The sequence below is a fragment of the Pseudomonas sp. H3_A02 genome, from assembly GCF_054671965.1.
On record NZ_CP162807.1, the window covers coordinates 5,964,768 to 5,982,640 of the forward strand.

The 17,873-nt window shown below is 61.2% G+C and carries 18 protein-coding genes; all 18 read right to left on the reverse strand.

Going from position 1 to position 17,873, the window contains the following annotated elements; genetic code table 11:
* Positions 1–39 precede the first annotated feature (39 nt).
* The gene (locus AB4N80_RS26170; RefSeq protein ID WP_122568995.1) at positions 40–831 is read right to left on the reverse strand and encodes a ParA family protein; all 792 of its coding nucleotides are present in this window, start codon (positions 829–831) and stop codon (positions 40–42) included.
* Between the two features lie 49 nt (positions 832–880).
* On the reverse strand, positions 881–1,765 hold the full coding sequence (motD, locus tag AB4N80_RS26175) for a flagellar motor protein MotD (protein WP_122568996.1): 885 nt from the start codon (positions 1,763–1,765) through the stop codon (positions 881–883).
* Positions 1,766–1,780: 15 nt separating this feature from the next.
* A complete protein-coding gene (locus AB4N80_RS26180) occupies positions 1,781–2,521 on the reverse strand; it encodes a flagellar motor protein (RefSeq protein WP_122568997.1) in 741 nt (246 codons plus the stop codon).
* On the reverse strand, positions 2,521–3,648 hold the full coding sequence (locus AB4N80_RS26185; RefSeq protein ID WP_122568998.1) for a protein-glutamate methylesterase/protein-glutamine glutaminase: 1,128 nt from the start codon (positions 3,646–3,648) through the stop codon (positions 2,521–2,523). The genes AB4N80_RS26180 and AB4N80_RS26185 overlap by 1 nt, the downstream gene beginning before the upstream one ends.
* Positions 3,649–3,696: 48 nt before the next feature.
* Positions 3,697–5,943 (reverse strand): chemotaxis protein CheA, encoded by a 2,247-nt coding sequence (locus tag AB4N80_RS26190; protein ID WP_122568999.1) that lies wholly within the window; start codon positions 5,941–5,943, stop codon positions 3,697–3,699.
* Between the two features lie 30 nt (positions 5,944–5,973).
* Positions 5,974–6,759: a protein phosphatase CheZ gene (locus tag AB4N80_RS26195; protein WP_060738635.1), complete on the reverse strand. Its 786-nt coding sequence runs from the start codon at positions 6,757–6,759 to the stop codon at positions 5,974–5,976.
* An 18-nt stretch (positions 6,760–6,777) separates the two neighbouring features.
* A complete protein-coding gene (locus AB4N80_RS26200; RefSeq protein ID WP_064378627.1) occupies positions 6,778–7,149 on the reverse strand; it encodes a chemotaxis response regulator CheY in 372 nt (123 codons plus the stop codon).
* A 166-nt stretch (positions 7,150–7,315) separates the two neighbouring features.
* Entirely contained in the window at positions 7,316–8,059 is a 744-nt protein-coding gene (gene fliA, locus AB4N80_RS26205) for an RNA polymerase sigma factor FliA (RefSeq protein WP_003184000.1), read from the reverse strand.
* Positions 8,056–8,886 (reverse strand): flagellar synthesis regulator FleN, encoded by an 831-nt coding sequence (gene fleN / locus AB4N80_RS26210; RefSeq protein ID WP_003184001.1) that lies wholly within the window; start codon positions 8,884–8,886, stop codon positions 8,056–8,058. Before fleN ends, fliA begins: the two co-directional genes overlap by 4 nt.
* A gap of 115 nt (positions 8,887–9,001) precedes the next feature.
* The gene (gene flhF / locus AB4N80_RS26215) at positions 9,002–10,351 is read right to left on the reverse strand and encodes a flagellar biosynthesis protein FlhF (RefSeq protein ID WP_122569000.1); all 1,350 of its coding nucleotides are present in this window, start codon (positions 10,349–10,351) and stop codon (positions 9,002–9,004) included.
* Positions 10,352–10,362: 11 nt separating this feature from the next.
* Positions 10,363–12,492, reverse strand: coding sequence for a flagellar biosynthesis protein FlhA (gene flhA / locus AB4N80_RS26220; protein ID WP_122569071.1), 2,130 nt, complete (start codon positions 12,490–12,492; stop codon positions 10,363–10,365).
* Positions 12,493–13,101: 609 nt separating this feature from the next.
* On the reverse strand, positions 13,102–13,785 hold the full coding sequence (locus AB4N80_RS26225; RefSeq protein ID WP_122569002.1) for a hypothetical protein: 684 nt from the start codon (positions 13,783–13,785) through the stop codon (positions 13,102–13,104).
* 176 nt (positions 13,786–13,961) lie between these two features.
* Positions 13,962–15,098 (reverse strand): flagellar biosynthesis protein FlhB, encoded by a 1,137-nt coding sequence (gene flhB, locus AB4N80_RS26230; RefSeq protein WP_122569003.1) that lies wholly within the window; start codon positions 15,096–15,098, stop codon positions 13,962–13,964.
* 3 nt (positions 15,099–15,101) lie between these two features.
* Positions 15,102–15,884 carry a flagellar biosynthetic protein FliR gene (gene fliR / locus AB4N80_RS26235; protein ID WP_122569004.1) on the reverse strand — a complete coding sequence of 261 codons (783 nt, stop codon included), beginning with the start codon at positions 15,882–15,884 and terminating at the stop codon, positions 15,102–15,104.
* 4 nt (positions 15,885–15,888) lie between these two features.
* Positions 15,889–16,158, reverse strand: a complete 270-nt coding sequence (gene fliQ / locus AB4N80_RS26240) for a flagellar biosynthesis protein FliQ (protein ID WP_038858957.1) — start codon at positions 16,156–16,158, stop codon at positions 15,889–15,891.
* A gap of 23 nt (positions 16,159–16,181) precedes the next feature.
* Entirely contained in the window at positions 16,182–16,931 is a 750-nt protein-coding gene (fliP, locus tag AB4N80_RS26245) for a flagellar type III secretion system pore protein FliP (protein WP_053120292.1), read from the reverse strand.
* Positions 16,931–17,368, reverse strand: coding sequence for a flagellar biosynthetic protein FliO (fliO, locus tag AB4N80_RS26250; RefSeq protein ID WP_122569005.1), 438 nt, complete (start codon positions 17,366–17,368; stop codon positions 16,931–16,933). The genes fliP and fliO overlap by 1 nt, the downstream gene beginning before the upstream one ends.
* Positions 17,369–17,827 (reverse strand): flagellar motor switch protein FliN, encoded by a 459-nt coding sequence (gene fliN, locus AB4N80_RS26255; RefSeq protein ID WP_053120289.1) that lies wholly within the window; start codon positions 17,825–17,827, stop codon positions 17,369–17,371.
* Positions 17,828–17,873: the final 46 nt, after the last annotated feature.

Here is a 17,873-nt window from a genome sequence, read left to right on the forward strand (position 1 = left end):
TCGCAAGCGAACACACTGCCAGTGGAAAGCCTCGTCACCTTAAGCCACCTGCTGCGAAACAAGCTGTTGGGCCAGCAGATGCTTGAGTAGTGCTCGGTAGGCCAGCACGCCACGGCTCTTGCCATCGAATTGCGAAGGGGTCACACCGGCGCGGCTGGCATCCCGCAGGCGGGTGTCGACGGGGATATAGCCTTGCCAGATGTCCTCCGGGTACATGTCCCGCAACACACGCAGGGTCCCCAAGGACGCCTGGGTGCGACGGTCGAACAGTGTCGGCACGATGTTGAAGGCCAGTGTCTGTTTGCGCGAGCGATTGACCATCGCCAGTGTATTGACCATGCGTTCCAGGCCCTTGACCGCCAAATGCTCGGTCTGCACGGGAATCACCAGTTGCTGACTGGCGGCCAACGCATTGACCATCAGCAGCCCCAGCAACGGCGGGCTGTCGATGATCGCGTAATCGAAATCCTGCCACAGCTGCGCCAGACTCTTGGCGATCACCAGGCCCAAGCCGCTCTGCCCGGGCGACTGTCGCTCCAGGGTGGCCAGGGCGGTGCTCGACGGCAACAGGGAAATCCGCTCGTCGCTGGTGGACAACAGCAATTGCCCTGGCAGGCCCTCGGGCACAACGCCCTTGTGCAGGAACAGGTCGAAGTTGCTGTGCTCCAGGCTATCGGGATCGTAGCCGAAATAGCTGGTCATCGAGCCATGGGGGTCCAGGTCGACGATGACCACGCGCTTGCCCGCCTCGGCCAGCAACCCGGCTAAAGCGATGGAAGATGTGGTCTTGCCCACACCACCTTTTTGATTGGCGACTGCCCAGACTCTCATTCGGATCGTTCCTCCCGGCCGAAACAGGCTCGACCGAGAAATAGCTCGGTTATAAAGCGGGTGACGGAGAATTGACGGCACTCTGTCTTCCCGGCGACTTGACCGGAGCCGGTGCAGTTTGTGTGCCAGCCCGCTTCAATGCCGCATCCGGGGTTGCATGGGCCGTACCGGTACCGGTCAGGCTACGACGTACATCGAGGTTACGCGACACCACCAGCACCACCCGCCGGTTGCGCGCACGCCCCTCGGCCGTGGCGTTGTTGGCCACCGGCTGGAACTCACCGTAGCCCACCGAGGCCAGGCGACCGGGGTTCACGCCCTGCATCGCCAGCATGCGCACAATGCTCGCCGAACGGGCCGAGGACAGTTCCCAGTTGGTCGGGTATTGCGCGGTACGGATCGGCTGGTCGTCCGTGAAGCCTTCGACATGGATCGGGTTGTCGAAGGGTTTGAGGATCGCCGCGACCTTATCGATGATGTTGAACGCCATGTCGCTGGGCATGGCGTCGCCGCTGCCGAACAACAGGCTGGAATTGAGTTCGATCTCGACCCACAGCTCGTTGCCGCGCACGGTCATCTGGTTGGAGCTGATCAGGTCACCGAACGCCGCGCTGATGTCGTCGGCGATGCTTTTCAACGGATCGCTGCTGCCGGCGATACCGGCGTCGACCTGCTCGCTGTCCTTGACCAAGGGCTTGGCCGGTGTGGTGGTCTTGGGCCGCTCCTCACCGATAGGGATCGGCTTGAGGGCCCGGTCGGAATCGGTGAAGACCCCGATCAACGCCTCGGAAATGACTTTGTACTTGCCTTCGTTGACCGACGAAATCGAATACATGACCACGAAAAAAGCGAACAGCAGCGTGATGAAGTCGGCGTAGGAAACGAGCCAGCGTTCATGGTTGACGTGTTCTTCACGATGCCTGCGACGTGCCATGCTCCATACCCCCCATCAGTCCATGAAGCCCTGGAGCTTCAACTCAATGGAGCGCGGGTTTTCACCTTCGGCGATCGACAGGATCCCTTCCAGCAACATTTCGCGATAGCGCGACTGACGCAACGCGATGGACTTGAGCTTGGCCGCGATGGGCAGCAGCACCAGGTTGGCACTCGCCACGCCGTAGATCGTGGCGACGAACGCCACGGCGATACCGCTGCCCAGTTGCGACGGATCGGCCAGGTTGCCCATCACATGGATCAGGCCCATCACGGCACCGATGATGCCGATGGTCGGCGCGTAGCCGCCCATGCTTTCGAAGACTTTGGCCGCTTCGATGTCGCGGCTTTCCTGGGTGTAGAAATCCACTTCCAGGATGCTGCGGATGGCCTCCGGCTCGGCGCCGTCCACCAGCAATTGCAGGCCTTTGCGCGAGTAACTGTCAGGTTCGGCGTCAGCCACCCCTTCCAGACCCAGCAAGCCTTCCTTGCGAGCGGTCAGGCTCCAGTTCACGACGCGGTCGATACCACCGGCAAGGTCGACACGGGGCGGGAACAGAATCCAGATCAGCACCTGCATGGCCCGCTTGAAAGCGCTCATGGGAGACTGCAGCAGCGCCGCGCCAACGGTGCCACCGATCACGATCAACGCCGCCGGGCCGTTGGCCAGCGCGCCCAGGTGACCGCCTTCCAGATAATTGCCGCCAATGATGGCGACGAACGCCATGATGATGCCAATCAGGCTGAGCACATCCATTACAGGCAGGCCTCGACCAGGTGTCTACCGATGTCGTCCAACCCATACACTGCGTCGGCAAGATCGGCTTTGACGATCGCCATCGGCATGCCGTAGATCACGCAACTGGCTTCGTCCTGGGCCCAGATCGCACTGCCGCCCTGCTTGAGCAGCCGTGCGCCTTCGCGACCGTCGGCACCCATGCCGGTGAGAACCACCGCCAGAACTTTGTCACCGTAGGACTTGGCCGCGGAACCAAAGGTAATATCCACGCAAGGCTTGTAGTTCAGGCGCTCGTCGCCCGGCAGGATTTTCACCGCGCCGCGACCGTCGATCATCATCTGCTTGCCACCCGGCGCCAGCAAGGCCAGGCCCGGACGCAGGATGTCGCCATCCTCGGCTTCCTTGACGTTGATGTTGCACAGCTTGTCCAGACGCTCGGCAAACGCCTTGGTAAACGCCGCGGGCATGTGCTGGATCAACACGATGGGAGCCGGGAAGTTGGCCGGCAACTGGGTCAGGACCCGTTGCAGCGCCACCGGGCCGCCCGTGGACGTGCCGATGGCAACCAGCTTGTAGGCTTTGCGCTTGGGGGCCGGCGACGAGGCACTGGCAGGTGCCGAACGCGTCGGCGCAGGGGCCGGGGCGCTGCGTACAGGTGCCGGATTGAAGCTGCTCGATGCCGTCGGCGTCGGGCTTGGCGCCGCAACCGGGGCTGGCGCCGGTGCGCTGTAGGCACCGACACGGCGATTGCTGCGGGAAATGCTGTGGACCTTTTCGCACAGCAACTGCCGGACCTTGTCGGGGTTGCGCGAAATGTCTTCGAAATTCTTCGGCAGGAAATCCACCGCCCCGGCGTCCAGCGCATCGAGAGTCACCCGGGCGCCTTCGTGGGTCAGGGACGAGAACATCAAGACCGGGGTCGGGCAGCGCTGCATGATATGCCGCACGGCCGTGATGCCATCCATCATCGGCATCTCGTAGTCCATGGTGATCACGTCCGGCTTGAGTGCCAGGGCCTGATCGATCGCCTCTTTGCCATTAGTCGCGGTACCGACGACCTGAATACTCGTGTCCGCCGAAAGAATTTCCGAGACACGGCGACGGAAAAACCCCGAATCGTCCACCACCAGGACTTTAACTACCATAAACACTCCGTTAGACGAGGCGCGGCCCTGGGCCACGCCCCTCCAGAATCAAATACGCCGGGCGGCGTAACGCTTGAGCATGCTTGGCACATCGAGAATCAACGCGATGCGGCCGTCGCCGGTGATGGTGGCGCCGGACATGCCCGGTGTGCCCTGGAGCATCTTGCCCAACGGCTTGATGACCACTTCTTCCTGGCCCACCAACTGGTCGACGACGAAGCCGATCCGCTGGGTGCCCACCGAAAGGATCACCACATGGCCTTCGCCCTGCTCCACATGAGCCGCGGAGCTGACCAGCCAGCGCTTGAGGTAGAACAGCGGCAATGCCTTGTCCCGTACGATCACCACTTCCTGGCCGTCCACCACGTTGGTGCGCGACAGGTCGAGGTGGAAGATCTCGTTGACGTTGACCAGCGGGAAGGCGAAGGCCTGGTTGCCCAGCATCACCATCAGGGTCGGCATGATCGCCAGGGTCAACGGAACCTTGATGACGATCTTCGAGCCCAGGCCCTTGGTCGAGTAGATATTGATCGAGCCGTTGAGCTGGGAAATCTTGGTTTTCACCACATCCATGCCCACACCACGGCCCGACACGTCGGAAATCTCGGTTTTGGTCGAGAACCCCGGGGCGAAGATCAGGTTGTAGCACTCGGATTCGCTCAGACGGTCAGCCGCATCCTTGTCCATCACACCGCGTTTCACCGCGATGGCACGCAGTACATTCGGGTCCATGCCTTTGCCGTCGTCGGAGATCGACAGCAGGATGTGGTCGCCCTCCTGCTCGGCGGCCAGGATCACCTTGCCGCTGCGGACCTTGCCCGAGGCTTCGCGCTCTTCCGGCGACTCGATGCCGTGGTCGACCGCGTTGCGCACCAAGTGGACCAGCGGGTCGGCCAGGGCTTCGACAAGGTTCTTGTCGAGGTCGGTCTCTTCACCCACCAGTTCCAGGTTGATTTCTTTCTTGAGCTGGCGAGCCAGATCGCGAACCAGGCGCGGGAAGCGCCCGAAGACTTTCTTGATCGGCTGCATGCGGGTCTTCATGACCGCGGTCTGCAGGTCTGCCGTGACCACGTCGAGGTTCGACACGGCTTTGGACATGGCTTCGTCCTGGCTGTTGAGGCCCAGGCGCACCAGTCGGTTACGCACCAGCACCAGTTCGCCGACCATGTTCATGATCTCGTCCAGGCGTGCGGTGTCGACTCGAACGGTGGTCTCGGCTTCGCTGGCTGGTTTTTCCGCTGGCGCCGCCGCCGGAGCACGGGCGGGTGCCGGGGCAGCAGCGGCAGGCTTGGCGGGCTCGGCCTTGGGCTCCGGTGCCTTGGCAGCGGGTTTGGGCGCAGCCTTGGCCGCTGGCGCAACGGTAGCGGGCGCAGCGGCAGCCGTACCGACTTCGCTGAACTTACCCTTGCCATGCAGCTCATCGAGCAGCGATTCGAATTCCTGGTCGCTGATCAGGTCGCTACCCGCGGCAGCGGCGGCGGGCTTGGCCGGCGTCGGTGCCGAAGCGATGGCCGAATCCAGCGCGTCAACGGCAAAGGTGCCCTTGCCATGCAACTGGTCGAGCAAAGCTTCGAATTCATCATCGGTGATGTCCGAGCTGTCGCCCGCCGCTTTCGGGGCGGCCGGGGCCGCCGGCGGAACGACCGCATCCGGCGCGAACTGGCCCTTGCCGTGAAGCTGGTCGAGCAGCGACTCGAACTCGGCGTCGGTGATTTCATCGCTGGCCGCCCCACCGGCGGCTTGCGCAGCAGGTGCAGCCGGAGCGGCTGGTGCCTCGGCCTGGGCCTTGACGGTATTCAGGGAGTCCAGCAGCTGTTCGAATTCGTTATCGGTGATGTCGCCCGATTCTTCGGCGACCGGCTCTTCAACCACCGCCTCGACAATCGGCGCCGCTTCGTCAGCCGATTGCGGCTCGGCCAGGCGCGATAGCGCGGCAAGCAGCTCGGGGGTGGCAGCCGTGATCGGCGAGCGCTCACGCACTTCACTGAACATGCTGTTGACCGCATCCAGCGCTTCGAGCACCACGTCCATCAGTTCCGAATCCACGCGGCGCTCACCCTTGCGCAGGATATCGAACACGTTTTCGGCAATGTGGCAGCACTCCACCAGCTCGTTGAGCTGGAGGAAGCCGGCGCCTCCTTTTACAGTGTGGAAACCGCGAAAAATTGCATTGAGCAGATCCGCATCATCAGGTCGGCTTTCCAGCTCGACCAGCTGTTCGGACAGTTGCTCTAGAATCTCGCCGGCCTCAACCAGGAAATCCTGAAGGATCTCTTCATCGGCGCCGAAGCTCATTAATGGCTGCTCCTAAAACAGGGCTAAAACTCAGAATCCAAGGCTGGACAGCAAATCGTCCACATCGTCCTGACCGGACATAACGTCTTCTCTTTTATCGGCATGAATTTGCGGACCTTCACCCTGAGAGAGATGTTTTTGTGGATCTTTTTCAGCAAGCATCGCTTCACGGTCGTGTTCGATGCCTGCAAAGCGGTCGACCTGGCTGGCCATCAACACCAGTTTGAGCAGGTTGCTTTCCACTTCGGTGACCAACTGGGTCACACGCTTGATCACCTGGCCGGTCAGGTCTTGATAGTCCTGGGCCAGCAGAATGTCGTTGAGGTTGCTTGCCACGGCGCGGTTCTCGGTGCTGCTGCGCGTCAGGAAACCGTCGACCCGACGGGCCAGCTCCCGAAACTCTTCAGCACCGACTTCGCGACGCATGAACCGGCCCCAGTCGGTGCTCAAGGCCTGGGCTTCTTCACTCAGGCCGTTGACCAGCGGCGTTGCGCTTTCCACCAGGTCCATGGTGCGGTTCGCCGCGGCCTCGGTCAGCTTGACCACATACCCCAGGCGCTCGGTGGCGTCGGTGATCTGCGAGACTTCCTCGGCCTGCGGCATGTGCGGGTCGATCTGGAAATTGACAATCGCGCTGTGCAGTTCACGCGTGAGCTTGCCCACTTCCTGATACAGACCGCGGTCACGGGTCTGGTTGAGCTCATGGATCATTTGAACCGCATCGCCAAAGCGACCTTTTTCAAGGCTGTCGACCAGTTCGCGGGCATGTTTTTTCAGGGTCGATTCGAAATCGCCCATTGAAGATTCGTTGTCCATAGCTCCCCCGTGGCGCCGTTAACCGATGCGTTCGAAGATTTTTTCGATCTTCTCTTTCAACGCCTGGGCCGTGAAGGGTTTGACCACATAGCCGTTTACACCGGCCTGGGCCGCTTCGATGATCTGCTCGCGCTTGGCTTCGGCAGTGACCATCAGCACCGGAAGATGCTTGAGCTTTTCGTCGGCGCGCACATGGCGCAACAAGTCGATACCGGTCATGCCGGGCATGTTCCAGTCAGTCACCAGAAAGTCGATGCTCCCGCTGTTGAGGACCGGAATGGCTGTGACGCCATCATCCGCCTCGACCGTGTTGGTGAACCCAAGGTCACGCAACAGGTTTTTTATGATCCGCCGCATCGTTGAGAAGTCATCAACGATGAGGATTTTCATGTTCTTGTCCAATTCGACCTCCAAGCAGTCTTAAACGCGCCCAGCACCTGGACGCGCCATTTCAATCAATCCGGCACAACACTCGACAACGGTCCGGAGCACAACGGATGGAGACTGGCGCAGTACCTGCCAGGCCAGCCTCGTCGCAGTGTCCCCACACTGCCTGTCAACGCGCTCGCCACTCCCCCAAACGCCCCCGCAAACGGGCCGCGCACTGGCTGTGTAACTGGCTGACCCGCGATTCGCTGACCCCCAGGACCTCACCGATTTCCTTGAGGTTCAGCTCTTCGTCGTAGTACAGCGCCAAGACCAGTCGCTCACGCTCCGGCAAATTGGCAATCGCATCCGCCAGCGCGCTCTGGAAACGTTCATCTTCCAGGTCACGCGATGGCTCCATGTGAGCACTCGCGCCATCCTCGTGCAGCCCTTCGTGTTCGCCGTCCTGCAGCAGGTCGTCGAAACTGAACAGGCGGCTGCCCAAGGTATCGTTCAAAATCCCGTAATAATCATCGAGACTTAACTGGAGTTCGGCAGCAACTTCGTGATCTTTAGCGTCACGCCCGGTTTTCGCTTCAATTGCCCGAATCGCGTCACTGACCATGCGGGTATTGCGGTGCACCGAACGCGGCGCCCAATCGCCCTTGCGGACTTCATCGAGCATCGCCCCGCGAATGCGAATACCGGCATAGGTCTCGAAACTGGCGCCTTTGCTGGCGTCGTATTTGTTCGACACTTCAAGCAGGCCGATCATGCCGGCCTGGATCAAGTCCTCGACCTGGACACTGGCCGGCAACCGCGCCAGCAAGTGGTAGGCGATACGCTTGACCAGTGGCGCATAACGCTCGATCAATTCGTATTGGGCGTCCCGTGCCGATTTTTTGTAGAGATGGTTGTAACCGCTGGCTGTCATAGCACGGGCCCTGCTGTTTGTTGCACAAGACGTTCGACGAAAAACTCCAGATGCCCGCGAGGATTGGCCGGCAATGGCCAGGTATCGACCTTCTGGGCGATCGCCTTGAACGCCAGCGCGCATTTGGAACGTGGAAAGGCTTCATAGACGGCACGTTGCTTCTGGACGGCCTTGCGCACGCTTTCGTCGTAAGGCACCGCGCCGACGTATTGCAGGGCGACGTCCAGGAAGCGATCGGTGACCTTGGTCAACTTGGCGAACAGGTTGCGTCCTTCCTGCGGGCTCTGGGCCATGTTGGCCAGGACGCGGAAGCGGTTCATGCCATAGTCGCGGTTCAGCAGTTTGATCAGGGCGTAGGCGTCGGTGATGGACGTCGGTTCGTCGCAGACCACCAGCAGCACTTCCTGGGCGGCGCGCACGAAACTGACGACCGAGTCGCCAATGCCAGCCGCGGTATCGATCACCAGCACATCGAGGTTGTCGCCGATGTCGCTGAAAGCCTGGATCAGGCCCGCGTGTTGGGCTGGGGTCAGGTGAACCATGCTCTGGGTGCCGGAGGCAGCCGGCACGATACGAATCCCGCCTGGCCCCTGCAACAGCACGTCGCGCAGTTCGCAGCGGCCTTCGATCACGTCCGCCAGGGTGCGTTTGGGGGTAAGCCCCAGCAGCACGTCGACGTTCGCCAGGCCCAGGTCGGCGTCCAGCAGCATGACCCGTCGGCCAAGCTCTGCAAGAGCCAGGGACAAGTTCACTGACACGTTAGTCTTCCCGACGCCACCTTTGCCGCCGGTCACCGCGATCACCTGTACGGGATGCATGCTGCCCATGTTCGTTCTTTACCTTGTCTTCTTAGACGGAGGCCACATTACTGGCTGCGCGTTCGCATAAGGAACAATGCATGGCAGACCATCGATGTAGGTACAAAAAATATTCATGATTACCTCAGCCGACCTGCTTGCTCGGGCTGTGGTAGATGTCAGCGAACATGTCAGCCATGGCTTCTTCGCTGGGTTCTTCCTGCATTTGCACACTCACGGCACGACTGACCAGTTGATGACGGCGCGGCAGATGCAAATCATCCGGGATCCGCGGCCCATCGGTCAGGTAGGCCACCGGCAGTTCATGACCGATCGCCAGGCTCAACACCTCGCCCAGGCTTGCCGTTTCGTCCAGCTTAGTCAGGATGCAGCCGGCCAGTCCGCAGCGTTTGTAGCTGTGGTATGCGGCGGTTAGAACCTGTTTCTGGCTGGTGGTTGCCAACACGAGATAATTTTTTGACTTGATACCGCGTCCGGCCAGGCTTTCGAGCTGCATGCGCAGGGCTGGATCGCTGGCTTGCAGGCCCGCGGTATCGATCAGCACAACGCGTTTGCGCAGCAAAGGCTCCAGCGCCTGGGCCAGGGATTGGCCCGGATCCACATGGGTCACCGACACATTGAGGATCCGGCCCAGGGTCTTGAGTTGTTCCTGGGCACCGATGCGGAAACTGTCCATGCTCACCAGGGCGATGCTCTGGGCGCCGTACTTGAGTACATAACGGGCGGCGAGCTTGGCCAGGGTGGTGGTCTTGCCCATGCCGGCAGGACCGACCATGGCAATCACTCCGCCCTCTTCCAGTGGCTCGACTTCCGGCGTGGAGATCATCCGCGCCAGGTGCGCCAGCAACATGCGCCAAGCCTGGCGCGGTTCTTCGATACCATTGATCAGCGCCAGCAGGTCCCGGGACAACGGGCCGGACAGGCCGATGCGTTGCAGGCGACGCCACAGGTTGGCCTGGGCCGGACGGCTGCCTTGCAGCTGGTTCCAGGCCAGGGAGCCGAGCTGGACTTCCATCAGCTCGCGCAGGCTGTTGAGTTCAAAGCGCATTGAGTCCAGGGCGCGCGGATCGACCCCGCGGACAGGCGCGGCGGGAGCCGGTTCCGGACGACGCGGTTCGGCCTGGGCCTGCTCCATTAGCGGTTCGGCGGCGGTCAAGGGCAGGCCGGCGGTCAGCGGCTGACCGGCGAACAATTGACGATTGGTGCCCGCGGCACCCTCGCCTTCGCTGCTGCGCAGGCTCAGTTCGGCCTGGGCGCTGGCGATGCGCGATTGGGTCTTGCGCAGCTCATCTTCGAGCTCCATGTTCGGAACCCGCGGGGCCAGCGCAGACAGTTTGTAATCCAGGGCCGCCGTCAGCTCGACACCGCCGGCGATACGACGGTTGCCAATGATGGCTGCTTCAGCGCCCAGCTCGTCACGAACCAGTTTCATGGCCTGACGCATGTCGGCGGCGAAAAAACGCTTCACTTGCATAAACCACTACCTCAGCCGTTGGGCCCTACTGTCGCAACGATGGTCACTTGCTTGTTGTCCGGTATTTCCTGGTACGCCAGCACATGCAGCCCCGGGACCGCGAGGCGCCCGAATCGCGAGAGCATCGCGCGAATCGGACCGGCCACCAGCAGGATCACCGGTTGGCCTTGCATCTCTTGCCGCTGGGCTGCTTCGATCAGCGAACGCTGCAGCTTCTCGGCCATGCTTGGCTCCAGCAGGACACCCTCTTCCGAGCCTTGTCCTGCCTTCTGCAGACTATTGAGCAATATCTGTTCCAACCTTGGCTCCAAGGTGATCACAGGCAGCTCAGACTCAGTGCCTACAATGCTTTGGACGATTGCGCGGGACACGCCGACCCGAACCGCAGCCACCAAGGCGGCGGTATCTTGACTCTTGGCGGCGTTGTTGGCGATGGCCTCGGCGATACTGCGTATGTCGCGCACGGGCACTTGTTCGGCCAGCAGCGCCTGCAGCACCTTGAGCAACTGCGACAAGGAAACCACGCCTGGCACCAGCTCTTCGGCCAGCTTCGGCGAGCCTTTGGCCAGTACTTGCAGGAGTTGCTGGACTTCTTCGTGGCCAATCAGCTCACTGGAGTGCTTGTACAGGATCTGGTTCAAGTGGGTCGCCACCACGGTACTGGCGTCCACCACGGTATAACCGAGGGACTGGGCCTGGGCCCGCTGGCTGATTTCGATCCACACCGCTTCCAGGCCGAAAGCCGGATCCTTGGCGGTGATGCCGCTGAGGCTGCCGTAGACCTGGCCGGGGTTGATCGCCAATTCGCGGTCGGGATAGATCTCGGCTTCGGCCAGGATCACCCCCATCAAGGTCAGGCGATAGGCGCTCGGCGCCAGGTCGAGGTTGTCGCGGATATGCACGGTAGGCATCAGGAAGCCCAAGTCCTGGGAGAGCTTCTTGCGCACCCCCTTGATCCGCGCCAGCAACTGCCCACCCTGATTGCGGTCGACCAAGGGAATCAGGCGATAGCCGACTTCCAGGCCGATCATGTCGATCGGGGTCACGTCGTCCCAGCCCAGTTCCTTGGTTTCCATGGCGCGGGCCGGCGACGGCAGCAGTTCCTGCTGGCGCTTGACCTCTTGCAGGGCCTGGACCTTCTGCACGTTCTGCTTCTTCCAGAACCAGTAGGCACCACCGGCTGCCATGGCCGCCATGCTCAGGAAGGAAAAGTGCGGCATCCCCGGCACCAGCCCCATCACCGCCATCAGGCCGGCGGCAACGGCCAGGGCCTTGGGCGAGGCAAACATCTGCCGGCCAATCTGCTTGCCCATGTCTTCGGAGCCCGAAGCACGGGTCACCATGATCGCGGCGGCTGTGGATAACAACAGTGATGGCAATTGCGCCACCAAACCGTCACCGATGGTCAGCAGGGCATAAACCTTGCCGGCATCGCCGAAGGTCAAGCCATGCTGGAAGATACCGACGGCCATGCCGCCGATCAGGTTGATGAACAGGATCAGCAGGCCGGCGATGGCGTCACCGCGCACGAATTTGCTGGCACCGTCCATGGAACCGTAGAACTCGGCCTCTTGGGCCACCTCCAGGCGGCGCAGCTTGGCCTGGCTCTGGTCGATCAGGCCGGCGTTGAGGTCGGCGTCGATCGCCATCTGCTTGCCGGGCATCGCATCGAGGGTGAAACGCGCGCTCACCTCGGAAATCCGCCCGGCGCCCTTGGTCACCACGACGAAGTTGATGATCATCAAAATGGCGAAGACCACGATACCGACCACGTAGTTACCGCCGATCACCACCTCGCCGAAGGCCTGGATCACCTTACCGGCAGCCTCATGCCCCTCGTGACCGTGGATCATCACGACTCGGGTGGACGCTACGTTCAGCGCCAGACGCATGAGCGTCGCCACCAGCAGAATGGTCGGGAACACCGCGAAGTCCAACGGCCGCAGGGCATAGATGCACACCAGCAGCACGACGATCGACAGGGCGATGTTGAACGTGAAGAACACGTCCAGCAGAAACGGCGGCACCGGCAGCATCATCATGGCGAGCATGACCAGCAGCAAGATCGGCACGCCCAGATTGCCCCGGCTGAGGTCGGCTGCATTGCTGCGCGCGGTGCTGAGTAACTGAGAACGATCCACCAATAATCCCCGTGCCTGTGAAGCAAACTTTTGACGCCCGGAGGGGGCGCAGGCGGGGTATTGCAAGAAGCCTTCCAACTTTTGTCGACGGCTGAAATAGAGGGGCTGAAGCGAATTTAACCCTGTGGGAGCGAGCTTGCTCGCGATAGCGATTTGTCAGTCAACATCTGTATCGACTGGATAATCGCAATCGCGAGCACGCTCGCTCCCACAGATAATGCTGCTCACTTAAAACAAACGACGAACCTGTGGCGAGGGAGCTTGCTCCCGCTGGGCCCCGTAGCGGCCCCGAAACCAGCCAAATGCGCAGCATCAGACATACCGCAGCCCCTGTGTTATGGCGGTCGCTGCGCAACCGAGCGGGAGCAAGCTCCCTCGCCACGGGGCCTGTCGCTTTCCAGGTAAACCTAACAGTTCTGCTAGTTTCCCCCTGCATCCGAACTTCGATAATCCCACGGAACCTCACCCGAACGAGGCCAATACCTGGGCCACGGCCAGGTACAGACCTTCGGGGATTTTCTGGTCGAGTAGTAAACCGATCGCGTCTGCGCCGCGGATTCGAGCAGCGCCACCTCATTAGCATTCATTCGGCTCGACGCACCCGGTGACTCACTCCGCTGTCAGTATCTGCTCCGATGTGATCGGGCCGAAAGCCAATTTCCAGCCCTTGACGTAACGCGTCCCCCTGTACATTTGCACACCCTCCACTTCAAGCTGTTCCTGGCTGGCGTACATGAACGCCACCTTCGAATCCGGCGCCTTGATGTCGGGCAACGAGGCTTCGGAGAGGCTGACCTCGTGGCTCTCCATCACAGTGAGTGCCCATTGAAACCGGATGAGCGGAAGATCCGCGATCGTGATGAGCCGCTTGGGATCTTCCCAGCGAAAATCGCTGCGCGCCGCAAGTCTCAATTTCCCGTCAAGGGGCTGGAAAATCGGCTTGTGATAACGCCGCTCCAGGCCCCCGCTCGACCACCCATCAAAGTAACTGTCAGGCCGGGTGAAGATACGGAACAGCGCCTCGTTGCTATCGATCCTGCCAGCCTGGCCAGCGAAGTAATCGAAGGAAGTGTGATAGGCCAGGCCGTCCAACTCAGGCCGAATGGCATTGGTCGCAACCTCCAGGTAATTCGGCACGTACTTGTTCGCCGCGTCTTTGAAGCGCGCAAACTCAAGCATCAGATCAAACGTGAACGCACAAGCGATGGCCCGTTCGCCGACATTGGCCTCGACCGCTCCCGACACAAAGTTCAGTTCCATGCCTCCAAGCTTTTTGTATTCGCGAATTGTCATGTCATGCCCCTGGGTTGAGTGAGCCTCCAGGAGCATTACATTGATAGGGGAAACGGCTGTCTACTGTCAGGTCTGACAGGTACAGGGGCTACTAGGCACTCGTTACAAGCCGGGAGGCAGCCTTCGGCCCGCCCCACCAGCGACATCAACGCCAGTGCTCTCTACGCCAGACTGACTCAGGAATCACGCCGCAAATCCGGCGGAATCGGCAGATCCTTGAGCGGTTCGGGGCGTTTGCCCTTGCCGGCGCGGTGCTGGCGGATCTGGTAGACGTAGGCCAATACCTGGGCCACGGCCAGGTACAGGCCGCCAGGGATTTCCTGGTCGAGTTCGGTGGAGTAGTAAATCGATCGCGCCAGTGCCGGGGACTCGAGCAGCATCACCTCGTTGGCCACGGCGATTTCACGGATCTTCAGTGCCAGGAAGTCACTGCCCTTGGCCAGCAACACCGGCGCGTTGCCTTTTTCGGGGTCGTACTTGAGGGCGACGGCGTAGTGGGTCGGGTTGGTGATGACCACATCGGCGTCGGGGATCGCCGCCATCATCCGCCGCTGGGAGACCTCGCGCTGCAATTGACGAATGCGCTGCTTGACCTCCGGCTTACCCTCCGCGTCCTTGTGCTCGTCGCGCACTTCCTGCTTGGTCATCAGCAGTTTCTGCTTGCTTTGATACAGCTGGATCGGCACGTCGATGGCGGCAATCAGGATCAGGCCGCAAGCCATCCACAACGTACTCCAGCCCACCAACTGCACGCTGTGGATAATCGCCTGCTCCAGCGGTTCGTGAGCAATGCGCAGCAAATCGTCGATATCGGCCTGCAGCACCGTCAGCGCGACGAACAAAACCAGCAGGAATTTCCCAAACGCCTTGAGCAACTCCATCAGCGCCGTGGTGGAAAACATGCGCTTGATCCCGGCGGCCGGGTTCATCCGGCTGAATTTGGGGGCCAGGCTACCGGCGGCGAACAACCAGCCACCTAGGGAAATCGGCCCGATCACGGCGGCCAACAGCAAGCAGATCAGAACAGGCTGCACCGCCAGGATCGCAATCTTGCCCGAGTGCAGCAAATGCTGGGACATGGATCCCGGAGAGAGCAGCACCTCACGGGGCAGGGAGAAATTCAGGCGCATGATCTCCAGCAGGTCCAGGGCCAAGCCGCCGCCATAAATCAGCAACCCGCCCGCCCCGGCCAGCATCACCGCCAGCGTGTTGAGCTCCTTGGAGCGGGCGATCTCGCCCTTTTCCCGGGATTCGCGCAGGCGCTTTTCCGTGGGGTCTTCTGTCTTGTCCTGACCACTCTCGCTCTCGGCCATGGTTCAGCGCGCCTGTGCCATGTCGCGTAAAAGCTGCAAGGCCTGGGTGGCCAGCGGCTGATATTGATTGAGGATATCCCCCAGGCTGACCCAGAAAATCACCATGCCCAGCACGAGGGTCAGCGGGAAGCCAATGGAGAAAATATTCAATTGCGGCGCCGCACGGGTCATCACGCCAAACGCGATGTTGACCACCAGTAACGCGGTGATCGCCGGCAATACCAGCACCATCGCCGCACCCAGGACCCAACCGAGCTTGCCGGCGATTTCCCAGAAATGATTGATCAGGAACGCACTGCCCACCGGCATGGTGGTAAAGCTCTCGGTCAAGACCTCGAACACCACCAGATGCCCATTCATTGCGAGGAACAACAGGGTCACCAGCATCGTCAGGAACTGACCGATCACCGCCGTCGTCACGCCGTTGGTGGGGTCGACCATGGACGCGAAGGCCATGCCCATCTGGATCGAAATGATTTGCCCGGCCACCACGAATGCCTGGAAGAACAACTGCAGCGAGAACCCCATCAAGACACCGATGAGAATTTGCTCGGCCACCAACATCAGTGCGCTGAGGTCCAGGGCATTGACCGGCGGCATCGGTGGAAGTCCGGGCGCGATAACCACCGTGATCGCCAGGGCGAAATACAAGCGCACACGCCGCGGCACCAGGGTCGTGCCGAAGATCGGCATGCTCATCAGCACCGCGGTGACGCGAAACAGTGGCAGGACGAACGATGCCACCCAGGAACTGATCTGGGTGTCCGTCAGCGCGAGCATCGACATCAGGTCAGCCGATCAACTGCGGAATACTGCCGTACAGCTGCAGGATGTATTCCATGAAGGTTTGTACCATCCAGGGGCCGGCGACGATCAGCGTCACCAGCATCACCAGCAGGCGCGGCAGGAAGCTCAAGGTCTGTTCGTTGATCTGGGTCGCGGCCTGGAACATCGCCACCAGCAACCCCACCAACAGACTGGGGATCACCAGGATGGCAACCATCATGGTCGTCAGCCAGAGCGCTTCACGGAACAGGTCTACCGCTACTTCAGGCGTCATATCGCCCTCTCCGCACAAAAGGCCTAAACACCGCCGAAACTGCCCGCCAGGGTACCGATGATCAGCGCCCAGCCATCCACCAGCACAAACAGCATGATCTTGAACGGCAGGGAAATGATCAGCGGCGAGAGCATCATCATACCCATGGCCATCAGCACGCTGGCGACCACCAGGTCAATGATCAGGAACGGGATGAAAATCATGAAACCGATCTGGAACGCGGTTTTCAGCTCGGACGTCACGAACGCCGGCACCAGGATGGTCAGCGGCGCCTGGTCGGCGCTGGGGATGTCGGTGCGCTTGGACAGGCGCATGAACAGCTCCAGGTCACTGCTGCGGGTCTGGGCCAGCATGAAATCCTTGATCGGCACCTCAGCCTTGGCCACAGCATCCTGCGCAGTAATTTTTTCTGCCAGGTAGGGTTGCAGCGCATCCTGGTTCACCCGATCAAACACCGGCGCCATGATGAACATGGTCAAGAACAGCGCCATGCCGGTGAGGATCTGGTTCGAGGGTGTCTGTTGCAGGCCCAGGGCCTGGCGCAGAATCGAAAAGACAATGATGATCCGGGTGAAACTGGTCATCAACATGACGAACGCCGGGATGAAACTCAGCGCGGTCATGATCAGCAGGATCTGCAGGCTGACCGAGTATTCCTGGGCCCCTTCGGCATTGGTCCCCAGGGTGATCGCCGGAATCGACAGCGGGTCGGCGGCGAACGCCAACGGTGCGGCCAGCATCAGGGCCAATGCCAACAGAATGCGCAACGGCATTACTTTTTATCCTTCTGGTCTTTCCCCAGCAGCTCCATGAGGCGCTGGGCAAATTCGGGGCTGGCCGGCTCGGTGGAGGGTACCTGCACCGGCTCCTTGAGGACGTGCAAGGCGGTGATGGTGCCCGGGCTCAGGCCCAGCAGGATCTGCTCGTTGCCGACCTGCACCAGCACCAGCCGGTCACGCGGCCCGAGCGCGCGGGAGCCGACGATGTCGATGACCTGGCCCTTGCCGCTCGGCCCCGCCTGTTGCACACGGCGCAACAACCAGGCGAGAAAGAAGATCAAGCCCAGCACCAACAGCAAGCCGAGCACCAGTTGCGCCAGTTGCCCGGCGATCCCGCTGCCTGCCGCCGGCGCAACAGCCGCCGTGGCAACCGGTTCGGCCGCCAGCACGCTCAATGGCAGCATCAACGCTGCGGCGAAGAAACCTTTCACTCAGCGCAGCTTCTTGATGCGTTCGCTCGGACTGATCACGTCCGTCAGGCGAATGCCGAACTTCTCGTTGACCACCACCACTTCGCCATGGGCGATCAAGGTGCCGTTGACCAGCACGTCGAGCGGTTCGCCGGCCAGGCGGTCCAACTCGATCACCGAGCCCTGGTTGAGCTGCAGCAGGTTGCGGATGTTGATATCGGTGCTGCCCACTTCCATGGAGATCGATACCGGGATATCGAGGATCACATCCAGGTTCGGCCCATCCAGTGTGACCTGTTCATTGCTCTTGGGCACGCTGCCAAATTCTTCCATCGGCAGGCGGTTGGAGCCGTGATTACCGCTATCGGCGGCCAGCAAGGCATCGATGTCAGCCTGCCCGGCGTCGCCGGTTTCTTCCAGGGCCGCAGCCCATTCGTCGGCCAGCGCCTGGTCATCCTGGGTGTTCATATCGTTAGCCATCATTTGTCCTCGGCGGGCAAAAATCAGTAAAAAACCTAAATCCGTT